Source organism: Arthrobacter sp. 05N33_2 (assembly GCF_056397425.1).
The window spans coordinates 15,182-31,989 of the sequence record NZ_JBFTNJ010000038.1 but is presented as its reverse complement, the minus strand read 5'-3'; the positions used below and the strand labels follow the sequence as shown (position 1 = coordinate 31,989).

At 68.1% G+C, this 16,808-nt stretch carries 15 protein-coding genes and 1 riboswitch; of the genes, 11 read left to right on the top strand and 4 right to left on the bottom strand.

Annotated elements, in window-relative coordinates; genetic code table 11:
- Positions 1–93 precede the first annotated feature (93 nt).
- The 4 genes from AC1DHX_RS14375 to AC1DHX_RS14360 form a co-directional block, all read right to left on the bottom strand.
- Complete coding sequence (locus AC1DHX_RS14375) at positions 94–759, bottom strand: hypothetical protein (RefSeq protein WP_476900156.1); 666 nt, start codon at positions 757–759, stop codon at positions 94–96.
- On the bottom strand, positions 756–1,478 hold the full coding sequence (locus tag AC1DHX_RS14370) for a dienelactone hydrolase family protein (RefSeq protein ID WP_476858320.1): 723 nt from the start codon (positions 1,476–1,478) through the stop codon (positions 756–758). The genes AC1DHX_RS14375 and AC1DHX_RS14370 overlap by 4 nt, the downstream gene beginning before the upstream one ends.
- 64 nt (positions 1,479–1,542) lie before the next feature.
- Complete coding sequence (locus AC1DHX_RS14365; RefSeq protein WP_476856908.1) at positions 1,543–2,088, bottom strand: flavodoxin domain-containing protein; 546 nt, start codon at positions 2,086–2,088, stop codon at positions 1,543–1,545.
- A gap of 165 nt (positions 2,089–2,253) precedes the next feature.
- Complete coding sequence (locus tag AC1DHX_RS14360; RefSeq protein ID WP_476858321.1) at positions 2,254–2,925, bottom strand: vitamin K epoxide reductase family protein; 672 nt, start codon at positions 2,923–2,925, stop codon at positions 2,254–2,256.
- Between the two features lie 483 nt (positions 2,926–3,408).
- Here AC1DHX_RS14360 and AC1DHX_RS14355 point away from each other — a divergent pair, with 483 nt between their 5' ends.
- The 11 genes from AC1DHX_RS14355 (at position 3,409) to rsfS (ending at position 16,665) form a co-directional block, all read left to right on the top strand.
- Positions 3,409–6,693: an Rne/Rng family ribonuclease gene (locus AC1DHX_RS14355; RefSeq protein WP_476858322.1), complete on the top strand. Its 3,285-nt coding sequence runs from the start codon at positions 3,409–3,411 to the stop codon at positions 6,691–6,693.
- Between the two features lie 148 nt (positions 6,694–6,841).
- Positions 6,842–6,939, top strand: a riboswitch (TPP riboswitch).
- Between the two features lie 36 nt (positions 6,940–6,975).
- Positions 6,976–8,547, top strand: a complete 1,572-nt coding sequence (locus tag AC1DHX_RS14350; RefSeq protein ID WP_476858753.1) for a bifunctional hydroxymethylpyrimidine kinase/phosphomethylpyrimidine kinase — start codon at positions 6,976–6,978, stop codon at positions 8,545–8,547.
- A 402-nt stretch (positions 8,548–8,949) separates the two neighbouring features.
- Positions 8,950–9,258 (top strand): 50S ribosomal protein L21, encoded by a 309-nt coding sequence (gene rplU / locus AC1DHX_RS14345; protein ID WP_018773353.1) that lies wholly within the window; start codon positions 8,950–8,952, stop codon positions 9,256–9,258.
- A 61-nt stretch (positions 9,259–9,319) separates the two neighbouring features.
- Positions 9,320–9,583, top strand: coding sequence for a 50S ribosomal protein L27 (gene rpmA, locus AC1DHX_RS14340; protein ID WP_009372867.1), 264 nt, complete (start codon positions 9,320–9,322; stop codon positions 9,581–9,583).
- A gap of 117 nt (positions 9,584–9,700) precedes the next feature.
- Positions 9,701–11,290 carry a GTPase ObgE gene (gene obgE / locus AC1DHX_RS14335; RefSeq protein WP_476900155.1) on the top strand — a complete coding sequence of 530 codons (1,590 nt, stop codon included), beginning with the start codon at positions 9,701–9,703 and terminating at the stop codon, positions 11,288–11,290.
- The gene (proB, locus tag AC1DHX_RS14330; RefSeq protein ID WP_476900154.1) at positions 11,280–12,452 is read left to right on the top strand and encodes a glutamate 5-kinase; all 1,173 of its coding nucleotides are present in this window, start codon (positions 11,280–11,282) and stop codon (positions 12,450–12,452) included. The genes obgE and proB overlap by 11 nt, the downstream gene beginning before the upstream one ends.
- Before the next feature lie 26 nt (positions 12,453–12,478).
- Positions 12,479–13,864 (top strand): glutamate-5-semialdehyde dehydrogenase, encoded by a 1,386-nt coding sequence (locus tag AC1DHX_RS14325; protein WP_476900153.1) that lies wholly within the window; start codon positions 12,479–12,481, stop codon positions 13,862–13,864.
- 80 nt (positions 13,865–13,944) lie between these two features.
- A complete protein-coding gene (locus tag AC1DHX_RS14320) occupies positions 13,945–14,184 on the top strand; it encodes a hypothetical protein (protein WP_230011093.1) in 240 nt (79 codons plus the stop codon).
- 55 nt (positions 14,185–14,239) lie between these two features.
- The gene (gene nadD, locus AC1DHX_RS14315; protein WP_476850133.1) at positions 14,240–14,923 is read left to right on the top strand and encodes a nicotinate-nucleotide adenylyltransferase; all 684 of its coding nucleotides are present in this window, start codon (positions 14,240–14,242) and stop codon (positions 14,921–14,923) included.
- 7 nt (positions 14,924–14,930) lie between these two features.
- Positions 14,931–16,199: a hypothetical protein gene (locus AC1DHX_RS14310; protein WP_476858324.1), complete on the top strand. Its 1,269-nt coding sequence runs from the start codon at positions 14,931–14,933 to the stop codon at positions 16,197–16,199.
- Between the two features lie 64 nt (positions 16,200–16,263).
- Positions 16,264–16,665, top strand: coding sequence for a ribosome silencing factor (gene rsfS, locus AC1DHX_RS14305; protein ID WP_018773346.1), 402 nt, complete (start codon positions 16,264–16,266; stop codon positions 16,663–16,665).
- Positions 16,666–16,808 lie beyond the last annotated feature (143 nt).

The following is a 16,808-nucleotide window of genomic DNA, read 5'->3' as shown; positions in this document are numbered from 1 at the left end:
GTTCGTACCGGACATTGGCCTTAACCGTCCCCTCGCCGTTTGGGACCTCGCGGCGGGTGGGGCTTCGCTGCGTGCTCTGGGTCCGGAGACCTCTCATCGGCTGGCGAGGCGCACTAGATTCGAGAACTGACGGGTCTGCATGACCCAATGCGCGGGCTCCAGCATGGTGATGCTCAGGATGGGTTGCAGCCATTGTGGCTGTAGCGACCAGTAGCCGCTGACTACCAGCCGGGTGYGCTCACCCGCGGCCTCCCGCAGGTGGAATCCCCAGAGCGAGTCGGTGCAATAGCGCGGCCGGGTTCGTGCCGGGTCGAAGGGACGCCCCCGGAGATCGACCGACATACGCAGGCCCAGGAACCTCTCGGGTTCAAGCGCCGCGACCGCCCACCACTCGCTGCCGTCGGGCTTCGCCGCCAGACGGTCACCGATGGCGATGTCCTGCCACTCCGGATGGATGCGCCCTGCGCTGCGGCGCCCGAAATTATCGAGACGGTCCCAGCTGTACCAGCCGGCGCGATCCGTTCCCATCTGCACCAGCCAGGGCCACACGCGGGAAGGGGGCGCATCGATGGTCACCGCCATGGTCGCGCTTCGGGTGCTGCCCGGAATCAACCCGGCGCCCGGGTAAGGTCCCCGCGCTTCGTCAACGGTCGCACCCCAGCGAAGCAGGCGTGGCCGCGCAACGGCCAGGTAGCCGGTAGTGAAACCGGCCACAGCGCCAGCTGCCAGCAGGACTCTCCGCGCTGCAGGGTGCGTCATCGCGCTTCCCCTTCAGTGATCAGGTGTTCCCGGAAGAACCCGAGGATGCGCAGGCGCGCGTCCTCGGCGGAGGGCTCGTGGTAACCGGCAGCGACCAGCTTCGCGAGCAACTTGTCCCCGAACGTGAGGTCCGACGGGCCATGCCTGTTGAGGAAGCCGTGACCGGCGTCGGGATAGACCTTGATGTCATGCTCTATTCCGGCCTCGGCGAGCAGCGGCTCCAGACGCGCCGGCACCTTGCGCACTCCGGGCCAGCGGTCCCTGGCGCCGTAGCTGCCAACGATGGGACAGGCGCGGGGCATTGCGCGGGCGGTCCCGTCATCCAGTCCGCCGTAGTTGACGCTTGCCGCGGCGAAGTCATGGTCCGGGGCCAGCATGAGGGGGAACCCGCCGCCCATACAGAAACCGATCACGCCGATCCGGCCGGTGCAGCCGTCCTGTCCGGCCAGCCAGGCGCGGGTGAGGTCCAGGTCACCGAGGGGCCGCCAGCCGCGGATGAGGGACCACAAGCAGGCCGTCCTGGTGCCCCAGTAAAACAGGTCAGGTGCCACGGCGAGGAACCCCTCGCCGGCCAGCCAGTCGGCCTGGTCCCTGGTGTCACGGCTCAGGCCGAGTGCGTCATGGATGACGACGACGCCGGGCCACGGACCGGTACCGGCCGGCGTCGCCGCGTAGGCAGGCATGTCCCCTCGTTCGGCGTGAATGCTCACAACGGTCATGGGTCCTCCCGTGCACGCCCCACCGAGCCGGGCGCCGCGGCCGGGATGCGCAGTCCCGACGGCATTAGCCTGTGATGCTGCCTGAAGACGTGGACGAAGCAGGTTTAGCGAGTTGGGCCGTAATCTGATCCGTCCATTCGTCGACTGCCGCCCAGTCCCGCAAATCCCCAAATCGGCCGCCGGTGAGCCGGAACAACACCCGGAGCGGTGCCGGCATCTGGCCTGCCTGGTAGACGCCGGAGAAGAGTTTGTGGCCTCGAAGCGGAACTTCTTTGATCAGGACTTCTGCCAGACGTTCCTGTTGCAGTGCCGCGCCGCGCCGGCGTATGGGCTTGGGCAGCGCATCCGCCATCCCTACACTGAAGGCCCAGACGGGCCGACTGGCCAACTCGCGGGCGTGGTGTTTGAAGAACAGCAAAGCCGGGGGCAGCCAGGCCTGGTTGTGGACGGCGCTGCCGACGACGACAGCCTCATAGCGGGAGAGGGCCCCGACGTCCTCCACGGACCGGCACTCTACCTCGCCCAGTGCACCCGCCATGCGGGATGCCATATGTTGTGCCATCTCCCGGGTGGAGCCCAGGGCGCTTGCGTAGGCAATTAGAACAGTCATCAAGAGGCCTCCGGTCTTCCTTCCTCCAGCCTTATGTAACCTGCGCGCGCGGGGTCGTGCCATAAGTCCCGACATGGGCCCGGACCCTCTCACCGAAGAGACGGCTAAGGCCAATGCCCGGCGCGAGCATTGGCCTTAACTGTCTTTTCGATGCGGTTGGGGCGTTTAGTAGCCGGAGGTTCCGATGAAAACCTGGATGAAGGCGAAGAAGATCGTCGCGACGACGGCGACGTACAGCAGCGCCGTCATGATCCAGCCGGAGTCGCCGATCACCTTGGTGGGACCGGCGGGCAGGGCAATCACGCCGTGGGAGATGTTCCGGACGCTCACCCAGACGAACAGCGGGATCATCACGGCCCAGACGATCATGCAGAACGGGCAGAGGATGTGGATGGCGTACAGGGCCTGGGACCAGAGCCAGACCACGAACGCGAAGCCCAGCGTCACGCCCGCCTGGAGCCCCAGCCAATACCACCGGGAAAACCGGGCGCCGGCGAGGATACCCATGGCCGTGGTGATGATCACGGCGAAGGCGACGATTCCGATGAACATATTGGGGAAGCCGAACACGGAACTCTGCGGTGTCTGCATGACCTGGCCGCAGGAGATCCACGGGTTCACGTCGCAGACCGTGACGTGGTTCGGGTCCTTCAGGACCTCCAGCTTCTCCAGCACCAGGGCCCCGGATGCGAGCCAGCCGATGACGCCGGTGATCAGCAGGAGCCAGGCGAACGGGCGGTCGCGGGTCATCGTGGGAAGGGGCCGCGCCGCGGGGGCCGGGCCGGAACCCGGTTGGTGCACGGTCGCGTCGCCGGCAGTGCTGGAGATGCTGGGCATGGAAATTGAGTCCTTTTTTAGTCGTCTTGACCGGGTGCTTCTTGCCCCGATTGTAACGCCGGAGGCTGAGCAGCGCCGGAGAACGGCCCCGCCCGCCTCGCCCGGCCGCGCCTGTTGCACTTCCGGCCCCGCCTGCCCCTGCTTTCACGGCTCCTGTGAGACAATGATCGTGGCTGGAACCCGATCCACATCCGGATTCCGGTCCGGCGATTTTGTTTCAAGACCGCCAATGATGAGCAGGGAGCTGCGGATCCTCTGATTCCAGCTGTCCCGCAATGCCATTGGACGGCACCTGGTTGTGGCGTGTAGGTCAACGGGTTCCAAAACAATCTCGCCGGCCCTCCAGGGCTGCCGCACCCCACTGCCGGTGCGAACCTGAGGGTATTCAATTGACTTCTGTCAATGCCTGCGGGTGTTGACGCATATTTGCCCCCAAGGGGCGCCGAATGTGGCGGCGCATCAGGGGCAGGAGTGTCGCCACATATGGATAATGACCAGGTAGTAGCCGGAAACGAAGAACTAGTAGTCACCGGGGAAGCGCAGGGAACTGCGGAAGCAGAGGCTCCGGTAGCGCCGAAGAGGGCCGTACGGACCCGCCGGAAGGCGCCCGTCGCCAAGGTCAACGCCGCGGAGGCGGCCGAGGCTGTCGCCGAAGCCGCGGCCCTGGCCGACGCGGCCGGTTCAGATGAGCCCGTCCGGGGCCGCCGTAAGCCGGCCAACGTCGAAGCAGCCGGATCTGAAACTGTTGAACCCGAAGCTGCTGTATCTGAAACTGCTGTATCTGAAACTGCTGCAGCCGAGACTGCGGCCAAGGCGCCCGCGCGGCGCACCCGGACCCGGAAAGCTGTAGCAGCCCCGGAACCGTTGCCTGCCTTCGCCGGCGACGCCGAAACCGGCGCACCTGCCGCGGCTGAGGCCCCCGCAGCAGCTGGCACTGACGCAACTGCCGCCGCAGAAGCCGCACAAACGGCCGCAGAGACGGTTGCAGAGAAGCCGGTCCGCCGCCGTGCCAGCCGTGCCAAGGCCGCCCCGAAGGCCGAAGAAGCACCCGCGGCAGTACTCCCGGCCGAAGAAGCCGCCGCTGCGGAAGCACCCACCGCGGAACCCGCCGCAGCCCAGCCCGAAGAGCCGGAAGCCCGGCCCGAGGAAAGCCCGGCCGCGTCGCTGTTCATGGAACCGGGTGCCCTCACTTCCGTCATCTTCCAGGCCCCGGACCTGAGCACTGTGGTGCGTCCGGTCCCCGTTGCCGCCGCAGCAGCTGAGCCCGAGGACGAGGAAGGCGACGAGGACGAGGACGCCGGCAACCGCCGTCGGCGCCGCAGCCGCGGCCGGCGCGGCCGCACCCGCACCTCTGCCGAGTCCGACACCGAGTCGGAAGGCACCGAAGAAGAGGGCGACGAAGGTTCCGAGGTAATCCTTGAAGACGGTGTGACCTCCCGCCGCCGCCGCCGCCGTCGCCGTGGAGACCAGGACCTCGAGCTGACCGGCGGGGAAGGCGACGATCCGCCCAACACGGTGACCCGCGTCCGTGCGCCGCGTGCGATGGCCGAGGCGCCGGTGAACAACCGCGTCACATCCGTCAAGGGCTCCACCCGCCTGGAAGCCAAGAAGCAGCGCCGCCGCGAATCCCGCGACACCGGCCGCCGCCGTACCGTCATCACCGAGGCCGAGTTCCTGGCCCGCCGCGAGTCCGTGGACCGCCAGATGATCGTCCGCCAGCGCGACGACAGAATCCAGATCGGTGTCCTTGAAGACGGCGTCCTGGCCGAGCACTTCGTGTCCAAGACCCAGCAGGACTCCCTGATCGGCAACGTCTACCTGGGCAAGGTCCAGAACGTGCTGCCCTCCATGGAGGCCGCTTTCGTGGACATCGGCCGCGGCCGCAACGCCGTGCTCTACGCCGGTGAAGTGAACTGGGAATCCGTCAACCTCGAGGGCAAGCAGCGCCGCATCGAGAACGCGCTGAAGTCCGGCGACTCCGTGCTGGTCCAGGTCACCAAGGACCCGGTCGGCCACAAGGGCGCCCGTCTCACCAGCCAGATCTCGCTGCCCGGCCGGTACCTCGTGTACGTGCCCGGCGGTTCCATGACCGGCATCTCCCGCAAGCTGCCCGACGTCGAACGCAACCGCCTCAAGCGGATCCTCAAGGACCGCCTGCCCGAGGACGCGGGCGTCATTGTCCGCACCGCGGCCGAGGGAGCTTCCGAGGAGGAGCTGACGCACGACATCAACCGCCTCCGCGCGCAGTGGGAAGGCATCGAGAGCCAGTCGACGTCCACCAAGATCCTCGCCCCCGAGCTGCTCTACGGCGAACCTGACCTGACCATCAAGGTGGTCCGGGACGTCTTCAACGAGGACTTCTCCAAGCTGATCGTCTCCGGCGAGGAAGCCTGGGACACCATCGAGGCCTACGTCACCTACGTCGCGCCGGACCTCGTGGGCCGGCTCGAGAAGTGGACCAAGGACACGGACATCTTCGCGGCCTGGCGCATCGACGAGCAGATCCACAAGGCCCTGGACCGGAAGGTCTTCCTGCCCTCGGGCGGTTCGCTCGTGATCGACCGCACCGAAGCCATGACCGTGGTGGACGTTAACACCGGCAAATTCACCGGCTCCGGCGGCAACCTCGAGGAAACCGTCACCAAGAACAACCTGGAAGCGGCCGAGGAAGTCGTCCGGCAGCTGCGCCTGCGCGACATTGGCGGCATCATCGTGATCGACTTCATCGACATGGTGCTCGAATCCAACCGCGACCTCGTGCTGCGCCGCATGGTGGAGTGCCTGGGCCGGGACCGGACTAAACACCAGGTGGCCGAGGTGACCTCGCTGGGCCTCGTGCAGATGACCCGCAAGCGGATGGGCACCGGGCTGCTGGAAGTCTTCGGCGAACAGTGCGAAACATGTGCGGGCCGCGGCATCGTCACCCACGACGAGCCGGTGGAGCACCGCCGCGCCAACACGGTCGCCGCGGAGCACTATGTGCCGCGCACCGAGGCGCAGCCTGCTGCCCGCCCGGAACGCAAGAGCCGTCGCCGCGGCCGGGGAGGCCAGGGCGGAGAGACCGCGCCGGCCGCACCCGCGCCCGTCCACGCCGAACCCACCGAGGCCGAACGCCACGCCAAGGCCGAGGCCACCCGTGCCGCGCTGGCCAACATCGCTGCCGCAGCGCACGCCGCGCACCTGCACGACGGGGAGGCAGCCGCAGCCAGCGACGCCGGGGCCCGCCAGGCCGCCGTCGACGCCGTCACGCAGCTCGCAGCCGCCGACGAGGCAGCCGGCCGCCCCGCAACGGTGCTGACGTTTGGCGGCGAGCAGGTGGCCCTGCCCTTCGTCGAGCACGCGGAGGACGCGCCGTCACCGGCCCTGACCCTGGACCTGCTGACCGAGGCCTTCGCAAACCTGGGCGAAGCCGAGGCCGGCAAGCCGGACCAGGCCGCCGGCCTGGCGGCCGGTCAGGCAGCAGCTGTTGCCGCACCGGAAGCCACGGCGCCCGAGGCGCCGTCGGCCGTCCGCGCTGCGGAGGCGCCGGCGTCACGCACAGCTGACACCACGACGCTGCGCGGCCGCCGCGGGCGCCGCAACCGGAGTGCCAGCCGCGCCCAGGGCGCAGCCAACGAAACCTCCGTGGAGCACCGCGAGGCAACCCGGCCGGCCGCGGCCGGATCGGTCCACGAGGCCAAGGCTCCCGCTGCGGCCGGGCCTGCGTCCATCCCGGCCGGCAACGAGCCGATCATCCTCGGCGTCGGCGTGCCGGCGTCGGAGCTGTAGTCCTCCGCGACTGACCACGTCCCCGTCCGGTCATTATTTCGACTGGTCGGGCCGCGGGTCCGGGTCAGGGCAGACGTAACATACGTCCGCCCGGGCCCGGGCCCGCTCGTGCGTTAACGGGTTCTCCGGGTGGCAAGGGCTAGGCTGGAACACTGACACGGGGTGCCGGGCATCGGGCCGGCTGAGATCCAGACCCGTTGAACCTGTCCGGTTAGCACCGGCGAAGGGATGTCTTCCTTGTCCGCGAAATCGAATCCGTCCGAGTTCCTCCCGCCCAATTTTCTGCACAACGAGTCTCTGCCGGCCCCGCCGCGCATTCCCCGCGTGCTGGCCATCGCCGGCTCCGATCCCTCCGGCGGGGCCGGAATCCAGGCCGACCTGAAGAGCATCGCGGCGAACGGCGGCTACGGCATGGCCGCCATCACCGCCCTGACAGCGCAGAACACGCAGGGCGTGCGCGCCGTCCACGTCCCCCCGGCGGCGTTCCTCACGGCGCAGCTGGACGCCATCAGCGACGACATCGGCATCGACGCCGTCAAGATCGGCATGCTCGGTGACGCCGCCGTGATCGACGCCGTCCGCGGCTGGCTGGAAAAGGTGCGCCCCGCCGTCGTGGTCCTGGACCCGGTGATGGTCGCCACCAGTGGTGACCGTCTCCTGCAGGAATCCGCCGAGGCCGCCCTGCAGGCCCTCCTGCCGCTGGCGGACCTCATCACGCCCAACCTCGCCGAACTCGCCATCCTGCTCAAGGAACCCGTCGCTGCCGACTGGTCCGAGGCCCTGGCGCAGGGCAAGCGGCTGGCCGCCCTGACCGGCACCACCGTCCTGGTTAAGGGCGGACACCTCCAGGGCGCCGAGCCGGGGGACGGGCATGCCCACGACGCCGACGGCCACGACGCCGACGCCGGCACCGGCTGCCCGGATGCGCTGGTCAACACCGGCGGCCTGCTCGGCCAGGAAACGGTGGTGGTGCCGGGGGAGCGGATCGCGACGCGCAACAGCCACGGCACCGGATGCTCCCTGTCCTCGGCCATGGCCACCGTGCAGGCCCGGGTGGGGGACTGGGAAGCGGCGCTGCGGGAAGTCAAGCCGTGGCTGCTGGGCGCGCTCCGCGGAGCCTCGGCCCTGGACGTCGGCTCGGGCAACGGCCCGGTCCACCACTTCCACCACCTGCAGCACCTCCAGGCCGGGCACGGTCCGGCGGCGGGGGAGTTCGCCGCAGCCCTGCGGGCAGGAGCCGCGGATGATCTTGAGGCGATCTACGCCCTGGACTTCGTCCGCGGACTGGCCGACGGCACCTTGCCCGAGCACGAGTTCGCGTACTACCTCGCCCAGGACGCCATCTACCTCAACGGCTACTCCCGGGTCCTGGCCCGGGCCGCGGCGATTGCCCCCACCGAGGCCGAGCAGCTGTTCTGGGCCCGTTCGGCGCAGACCTGCCTGGAAGTCGAATCCGAGCTGCACCGTTCCTGGCTCAGCACCCGCCCCACGGCCTCCACCCTGGGCCCGGTCACGAAAGCGTATGTGGACCACCTGCTGGCCGCCTCGGTCTCCGGCAGCTATGGCGTCCTCGTGGCGGCGGCGCTGCCCTGCTTCTGGCTCTACGCCGAGGTCGGTTCAACGCTGCACCGGGAGTTCCTGGCCGGTGGCGCCCCCGGGGAGCACCCCTACGCCGGCTGGCTGCGGACCTACGCCGACGAGGACTTCGCCGCCGCGACCCGGCAGGCCATCGCGTACACGGACACGGCGGCCGGGCGGGCATCGGAGAGCGAGCGGCAGGCCATGGCCCTGGCTTTCCGGCAGTCATCGCGCTACGAAGTGGACTTCTTCGACGCGCCGCGGCTGTACGCCTGACGCGAGCTGGTCCGGACTACCGGTACGATGGTGGGGCACGGTTCCGGAAGTCGTTGCGGCAACACAGCTCAAGATGGTCAAGATCCCGGCCAAGAACATTGGCAGGGACTTTGCATCAAGATGTTGTGGCGCCTATCACGGACTACCCGCCGGAACCAGCCTCATTTGCGGCCGAAGGCAAAATTAGCGTATTCTAGATCTTCGGTGCTTACGCCAACACTTGGGTTATGACCCTGAGAACAGTCCGCTTGGAATTCCAAATGGATTTGTTCCGGGGATAGCTCATGGGTTCCCCCGGGGAATCCACCGGCGTTGAGGCACAGCGTGAGCCGGTCCAAACAATTTGGCCCCTGGTTCCGCACGCAAATCTAGTAATAAACGTCGAGAGAAGTGAGTTCCCCAGTGGTGTACGCGATTGTCCGCGCAGGCGGCCGCCAAGAGAAGGTTTCCGTTGGAGACTTCGTTACCCTGAACCGCGTCCCCGGTGGAGCCGGCAGCACCTTTGAGTTGCCCGCACTGCTCCTGGTGGACGGTGACAAAGTCACGTCTGCTGCTGCGGACCTGGCCAAGGTAACGGTTACGGCTGAGATCCTCGAAGACCTCCGTGGTCCGAAGATCGTCATCCAGAAGTTCAAGAACAAGACCGGTTACAAGAAGCGTCAGGGCCACCGTCAGGAACTGACCAAGGTCAAGATCACCGGTATCAAGTAACTCTTCGTTACTGTTCAGGTTCCAGCAGATTCCCCAGAATTTTTGAAGGCAGGCATTTCAAATGGCACATAAAAAAGGCGCGAGTTCCACTCGCAACGGTCGTGACTCCAACGCCCAGTACCTCGGCGTTAAGCGCTTCGGTGGCCAGGTAGTTTCCGCAGGCGAGATCATCGTCCGCCAGCGCGGCACCCACTTCCACCCGGGCGCCGGCGTAGGCCGCGGCGGGGACGACACCCTGTTCGCCCTGACCCCCGGTGCTGTCGAGTTCGGCACCCGCCGTGGTCGCCGCGTTGTGAACATCGTGGCTGCTGCAGCTGCAGAGTAACAATAAGTTCTAAATCGGTGGGGCGGGCCATTAGGTCCGCTCCACCGGTGTTTTAACCGCATTACAATCATCTTGGGCCTCTTTGGGGGTCCGGGGAACAGCACTGAGGAGATCCACGTGGCGAGCTTTGTAGACCGGGTAGTACTGCACGTATCCGGCGGTACCGGCGGTCACGGCTGTGTCTCCGTCCACCGTGAGAAGTTCAAGCCCCTCGGCGGWCCCGACGGCGGCAAYGGCGGYAACGGCGGCGACGTCATCCTGCGCGTGGACCCCCAGACCACCACCCTGCTSGACTACCACCACGCRCCCCACCGGCACGCCACCAACGGCGGCCCTGGCATGGGCGACTGGCGCGGCGGCAARAACGGYGAAACCCTGATCCTTCCGGTGCCGGTGGGCACCGTGGTGAAGTCCAAGTCCGGCGAAGTCATCGCCGACCTCGTGGCCGAAGGCGACGAATACATCGCCGCCGCCGGCGGGATTGGCGGCCTCGGCAACGCCTCGCTGTCCTCCCAGAAGCGCCGCGCGCCCGGCTTCGCGCTGCTCGGCATCGAAGGCGAATCCAGCGACGTCGTCCTGGAACTGAAGTCCATCGCCGACATCGCCCTCGTCGGCTTCCCCYCCGCCGGCAAGTCCAGCCTGATCGCCGCAATGTCCGCCGCCCGGCCCAAGATCGCGGACTATCCCTTCACAACCCTCATCCCCAACCTGGGTGTCGTCCAGGCCGGTGAAGTCCGCTTCACCATTGCCGACGTCCCCGGCCTGATCGAGGGTGCCAGCGAGGGGAAGGGCCTGGGCCACCACTTCCTGCGCCACGTCGAGCGGTGCGCCGCCCTGGTGCACGTGCTGGACTGCGGCACGCTCGAATCGGACCGCGATCCGCTCTCCGATCTCGCCATCATCGAGGCCGAGCTGGAGAAGTACGCCGTCGACATGAGCTACAGCGGGTCCGACGGCGAAGTCGTTCCGCTGAACCACCGCCCCCGCCTCGTGGCCCTGAACAAGGTTGACCTGCCGGATGGCAAGGACATGGCCGAGTTCGTCCGCCCGGAGCTCGAATCCCGGGGCTACAAGGTCTTCGAAATCTCGGCGACGAGCCACGAAGGCCTCCGCCAGCTTGGCTTCGCCATGGCCGAAATCGTCAAGGCCGCCCGCGACGCCGTCGCCGCGACCCCGCCGAAGGTACACGCCCCCGTGCTGCGCCCCCGCGCCGTCAACGAGACCGGCTTCACGATCCGCCGCGAGGAAAAGAACCTTGAGCCGCTCTTCCGCGTCCTCGGCGACAAGCCCGTGCGCTGGGTCAAGCAGACAGACTTCACCAACGAGGAAGCGATCGGCTATCTCGCCGACCGGCTGGCCAAGCTCGGCGTCGAAAATGAACTGTTCAAGCAGGGCGCCAAGCCGGGCGACATGGTGGTCATCGGCGAGGACGACGGCGTCGTCTTCGACTGGGAGCCGACCATGATGGCCGGTGCTGAGCTGCTCGCCTCGCCCCGCGGCACCGACGTGCGCTTCGCCGACATCGGCGACCGCCCGACGCGTGGCCAGAAGCGCGACGAACAGCAGGAACGCCGCGACGCCAAGGCCGCCGCCCGCGCCGAGCTCGAAGCCGAACGCAAGGCCGGCATCTGGACCGAATCCGTCAGCAGCCGCCGCGCGCGGCAGCCGCTCAAGGAGAGTGGACTGGGCGAAGCCGATGACGAGTAAGGCCGTCGTCGAGCACCGGTCCCAGCCGCTCAAGGCCCAGACCATCAACGCCCCGGACCGCACCGCGCTGTCCGGGGCGCGCCGGATCGTCGTCAAGGTCGGCTCGTCCTCGCTGACGTCCATCAAGGGCGGGATCTCCGAAGAGGCCCTGACCGGACTCGCCGACGCCCTGGCGCACAAGCGCAACGCGGGCGCGGAGATCATCCTGGTGTCCTCCGGTGCGATCGCCRCCGGCCTCGCCCCGCTCGGCCTTGAGAAGCGCCCCCGCGACCTCGCCACCCAGCAGGCCGCCGCCAGTGTGGGTCAGGGCCTGCTGATGGCCCGCTACACCCACGCCTTCGGCGCGCACGGGGTTACCGTCAGCCAGGTGCTGCTGACCGCCGATGACTTCATGCGCCGCAGCCAGCACACCAACGCGTTCCGCGCGCTGGACCGGCTGCTGAACCTCGGCGTTGTCCCGGTGGTCAACGAAAATGACACCGTAGCCACCCACGAGATCCGCTTTGGCGACAACGACCGCCTCGCTGCCCTGGTGGCTCACCTGGTCCGCGCCGACGCGCTCGTGCTGCTCTCCGACGTCGACTCCCTGTACGACGGTCCGCCGTCGCACGGCGCCAAGCGGATTCCGCACGTCTCCGGCCCCCACGACCTCGACGGCGTCTCGATCGGCAGCACCGGCAAGGCCGGTGTGGGCACGGGCGGCATGGTCACCAAGGTCGAAGCCGCCAGCATCGCCGCGGGGTCGGGTATCCACGCCCTCGTAACATCCACGGCCAATGCGGCCGCCGCGCTGGCCGGCGAGGACGTGGGCACATGGTTCTCCGTCAACGGCGCGCGCAAGCCGATCCGGCTCCTGTGGCTGGCCCACCTGGCATCCGTGCGCGGCACCCTGGTGCTCGACGACGGCGCGGTCAAGGCCGTCCGCGACCGCCGCACCTCGCTTCTGCCGGCCGGAATCGCCGCGGTGAAGGGCGACTTCGAGGCCGGCGACGCCGTGGAGATGGTGTCCGTGGACAACACGGTGATTGCCCGCGGGCTGGTCAACTATTCGGCCGCCGAGTTGCCCCAGATGCTGGGCCGCTCCACCCAKGAGCTCGGCAAGGCACTGGGCCGCGGATATGACCGCGAAGTTGTTCATGTTGACGACCTGGTGCTGGTCTAGGTTCCCCCGACGCCTAAACTGGAAGCATGACTGAGGCCCTGACTTCCGCTGCCGTGACTGATGTGCCTGCCGGCACCGTTCCCGCCGGTAACGCCGCGCCCGCCCAAGGGTTCGCCGCGGCGCCGGATCCGGCGGCGGCCCCTGGCACGGCAACGGAGACCGAAGCAGCCGTCCACGCGGTCGCAGACCGCTCACGCCACGCCGCCCACAGGATGGCACGCGCCAACCGGGCCTGGAAGGACCGGGGCCTGCGCGCCGTCGGCAAGGCGCTGGTGGATCACAAGCATCAGATCCTGGCCGCCAACGCCAAGGACGTCGCGGCCGGCCGGGCCGCCGGCACCAGCGCCGCCCTGCTGGACCGCCTGACGCTGACCGAGTCACGCATCACGGCCCTCGCCGCCGCACTGGAAAACCTCGCCACCCTGCCCGACCCCGTCGGGAACGTGGTGCGGGGCCAGACTCTCCCCAACGGGCTGCGCCTGCGCCAGATCAACGTACCCATGGGCGTCGTGGCCGCCATCTATGAGGCCCGCCCGAACGTCACGGTCGACATCGCCGGACTGGCCCTCAAGAGCGGCAACGCCGTCATCCTGCGCGGCGGATCCGCCGCCGCTGCCACCAACGCCGCCCTGATCACCATCCTCCGGGATGCGCTGGAATCAGTGGGCCTGCCCGCCGACGCCGTCCAATCCGTGGACCAATACGGCCGCGACGGCGCAAACGCGCTCATGCGGGCGCGCGGCCGGGTGGACGTGCTCATTCCCCGCGGCGGGCGCGAGCTGATCCAGGCTGTCGTGACGAACTCCTCCGTGCCGGTCATCGAGACCGGTGAAGGCAACGTCCATATCTTCCTGGACGCTTCCGCCAGCGAGGAAATGGCCGTGGACATCCTCCTCAACGCCAAGACCCAGCGGCCCAGCGTCTGCAACACCGTCGAAACTCTCCTGGTGCACTCCAAGTCCACCGTCCTTCCCGCGGTCGCCGCCGCATTGCGGGCTGCCGGGGTCACCCTGCACGTGGACCAGCRCATCCGTGCCGCCCTGCCGGCCTCGGTCCAGTCCGTGCCGGCCACGGAAGACGACTGGGCCACCGAATACATGAACCTGGACTTGGCCGTGGCCATGGTGGACAGCCTGGACGAGGCCGTCAGGCACATCCGCAAGTGGTCCACCGGCCACACCGAAGCGATCCTGACCAACGACCTCGCCAACGCCGAGCGCTTCATCGCCGAGGTCGATTCGGCGGCCGTGATCGTGAACGCCTCCACCCGCTTCACCGACGGAGGCGAGCTCGGCCTCGGCGCCGAAGTGGGCATTTCCACCCAAAAACTCCATGCCCGCGGCCCCATGGGACTGACCGAGCTGACCACGACCAAGTGGATCGTGCAGGGCGAGGGCCAGATCCGGGGCTAGCAACGCTGTAACATGGAACGGAAGACCGGAACGGCGGACACCTCCGCCGTCGTCAAATTTTGAACTCACTAGGGGAGAACATGCTGTCGCAGCAGATCGCCACTTTCGTCGCCGCCGCCGGCGAATCGGGCCACGAGGAACTCGCACCGCTCATTGCACCGCCGTTTGTCATTGGCGGCACCATGTTCGCGATCCTGGTGGTCCTGCTGCTGATCACCCTGTCCTACTCCAACCTGGGACGGCGCCACGTGGCTGTCGAGGAGCACTCGGACCCGCACCGCCAGCACCCGAACAAGCACGATCACGGCCAAGGTCACTAATATTTCCGCCCCCACGAAGCAGCGCGGCGCCCAGCGCCGCCTGCGTCTGGGTGTGATGGGYGGCACGTTCGACCCCATCCACCACGGACACCTTGTCGCGGCCAGTGAGGTCGCGGCCAAGTTCGACCTCGACGAAGTCGTTTTTGTGCCCACCGGCCAGCCCTGGCAGAAGATGGCCAAGAAGGTCAGCGAAGCCGAGCACCGGTATCTCATGACAGTCATCGCCACGGCCTCGAACCCGCGCTTCACCGTGAGCCGGGTGGACGTGGACCGTCCGGGACCGACCTACACGATCGACACCCTGCGTGACCTGCGGACCCTGCGTCCGGACGCCGATCTGTTCTTCATCACCGGCGCGGACGCCCTGGCCCAGATTTTGTCCTGGAAAGACATCGACGAACTCTGGTCCCTCGCGCACTTCGTGGGTGTAACCCGGCCGGGCCACGTCCTGGACGGCATGGGCCGCAAAGACGTCAGCCTCCTGGAGGTCCCGGCCATGGCCATTTCCTCCACGGATTGCCGCACGAGGGTGGCCGAAGGCAACCCGGTCTGGTACCTCGTGCCGGACGGGGTGGTCCAGTACATCGCCAAGTATGGCCTGTACCACGCCAGYCCCGACGCCGATCGCCTCGAAGCCGGACACGCCGGGACCGCCAACGCCGGAAACGGCGCGGCAGGGACTGCCCCAGCACAGCACGATCCAGCCTTTGAGATAACCCAACCAGCCAGCACTGAATGAGTTTGCCATGAGTCAGGAACAGCCTCCCATCCGCAGCCGCCGCGAATTGCGGCAGGCCAGAGATGAACGTCTGGACACTCCGGGCCCGGGCGAGCCGACGGAGGCCGAAATCACCGGCCGGAGCCGTCGCGTTGCCGACGCCCCGGTGGACTCTGTGCGTGCTGATTCTGTGCCCGCTGATTCTGTGCCCGCCGGCACTGAGCGGTCTTCCCAGGTCCGGGCACGGGACCGCGCCGCGCTGCGGACCATCAAGGAACTCGCAGAGAAGGAAGGCCAGCTGGCCGGCGGAGGGCCGCCCACGCGACGCCAGTTGAGGCTTTTGGAGCTGGCGACCGAAACTGCCCCGGCCACCCAGGCCAACACCATTGTCCCGGTGTCGCCGCGGACCCGGGCCACCCCGGTGGTTCCCCCGGCCCCGAAGGACGCCGCCCCGAAGGGCGCCGCCCCGAAGGAGGCTGCCCCGGCTGGGGCGGCCGCCCCGGCGCCCATGGACCCCGCTGCGCCCAAGGCTCCCGCGGCCGACGGCGCCGGACCGGGCGGGGCGACGCCCGAGGGCATGACCCTGGAGCAGGCGCTGGCCGCCCGCGAACTCCTCGCGGAGCAGGCCAAGAACCAAGTGGCCAAGATGGAACACATTGCGGCCACGGATCCGGATGCCGTTGATCCGGCCGTCCTGGCCGAGCAGATCGCCCTCGCCGAGCGTGCCGCGATCCTGAACCGCCGCGCCGCCGCCAAGCAGAAGCTTGCCGAACAAAACAGCCAGCCGGCGGCGCCCCGCAACGATCCGACCACGGCCAACAACCTGGCCATGGTCACACCCTTGGAATTCGAGAAGGTTCCCGGCGTGGAGCGGCCCGTCATGAAGCGCCCTGCCACGTCGTACGTTCCGGTTGTCACCAACCCGGGTCCGCGCGTGGACGCGCCACGGAAACCCGGCCTGCGGCGGCCGGGCATCTCCCGCCAGAAGGCCGCAGGTCCCGCCACGGGCTCTGCCGCTGGCAGGGCCGGCGTCCTGGCCCGTGCGGAAGCAGCCGCGAAAGCCGGAACGGCACGGCCGGCAAACGCTGCAAACGCGGCGGGGGAGGCCGAGGAAAGACTCGTGGGCGGGGAACCCGTGGCCGCGAATGCCGCCTACGGGCTCGAACCCCTGGATGCCGCTACCGCCGGACTCGGCCGGGCGCGCCGCCTGCGCATGCTCCAGCTCGGCGTCCTGGCGGTGGGGATCGTTGCCCTCATCGCCGGCATCACGCTGATCGTCACCGGGCTGGCCCACTAGGTCTCAGGCCGCCACTGGCGCCACATTTTCATCACCATAATTTTTCATCACTACAAGGAGTCCCGTGACTGCAACCGATTCATCCATCACTACCGCCCGCCACGCAGCCCGCGCTGCCTCGGAGAAGCTTGCCGAGGACATCGTGGCCCTGGACGTCAGCGAACGGCTGGCCCTGGCCGACGTCTTCCTGATTGCCTCGGCCCCGAGCGAACGCCAGGTCAACGCGATCGTGGACGGCATCGAGGACGAGCTCTCCAAGTTTGACCAGAAGCCCGTCCGCCGCGAGGGCCGCTCCGGCGGCCGCTGGGTGCTGCTGGACTACTCCAACGTCGTCATCCACGTCCAGCACGAGGAAGACCGCGTGTTCTACGCCCTCGAACGCCTGTGGAAGGACTGCCCCGTCGTCGATCTGCAGCTCGGCGACGACGCCTCCGCCAAGGCCACCGCCGGCACCGACACGGAGTAACGCCCGCGTTCAGGCCACCTCCGGACGCCAAACCGGGCCGAATATGCCCGATTTGGAATTTTCCGGAGGGCTGGTCTAAGATATTTGAGTTGCTTCGGAGAAATCCGGACAAAAAACCGGAACATCGCACGTCGGCAGACATG

Coding starts and splice junctions, on each gene's coding strand:
- AC1DHX_RS14370 (WP_476858320.1), bottom strand. CDS start 1,478: ATGACCGTTGTGAGCATTCACGCCGAACGAGGGGACATGCCTGCCTAC.
- AC1DHX_RS14365 (WP_476856908.1), bottom strand. CDS start 2,088: ATGACTGTTCTAATTGCCTACGCAAGCGCCCTGGGCTCCACCCGGGAG.
- AC1DHX_RS14360 (WP_476858321.1), bottom strand. CDS start 2,925: ATGCCCAGCATCTCCAGCACTGCCGGCGACGCGACCGTGCACCAACCG.
- AC1DHX_RS14355 (WP_476858322.1), top strand. CDS start 3,409: ATGGATAATGACCAGGTAGTAGCCGGAAACGAAGAACTAGTAGTCACC.
- rpmA (WP_009372867.1), top strand. CDS start 9,320: ATGGCACATAAAAAAGGCGCGAGTTCCACTCGCAACGGTCGTGACTCC.
- AC1DHX_RS14320 (WP_230011093.1), top strand. CDS start 13,945: ATGCTGTCGCAGCAGATCGCCACTTTCGTCGCCGCCGCCGGCGAATCG.
- AC1DHX_RS14310 (WP_476858324.1), top strand. CDS start 14,931: ATGAGTCAGGAACAGCCTCCCATCCGCAGCCGCCGCGAATTGCGGCAG.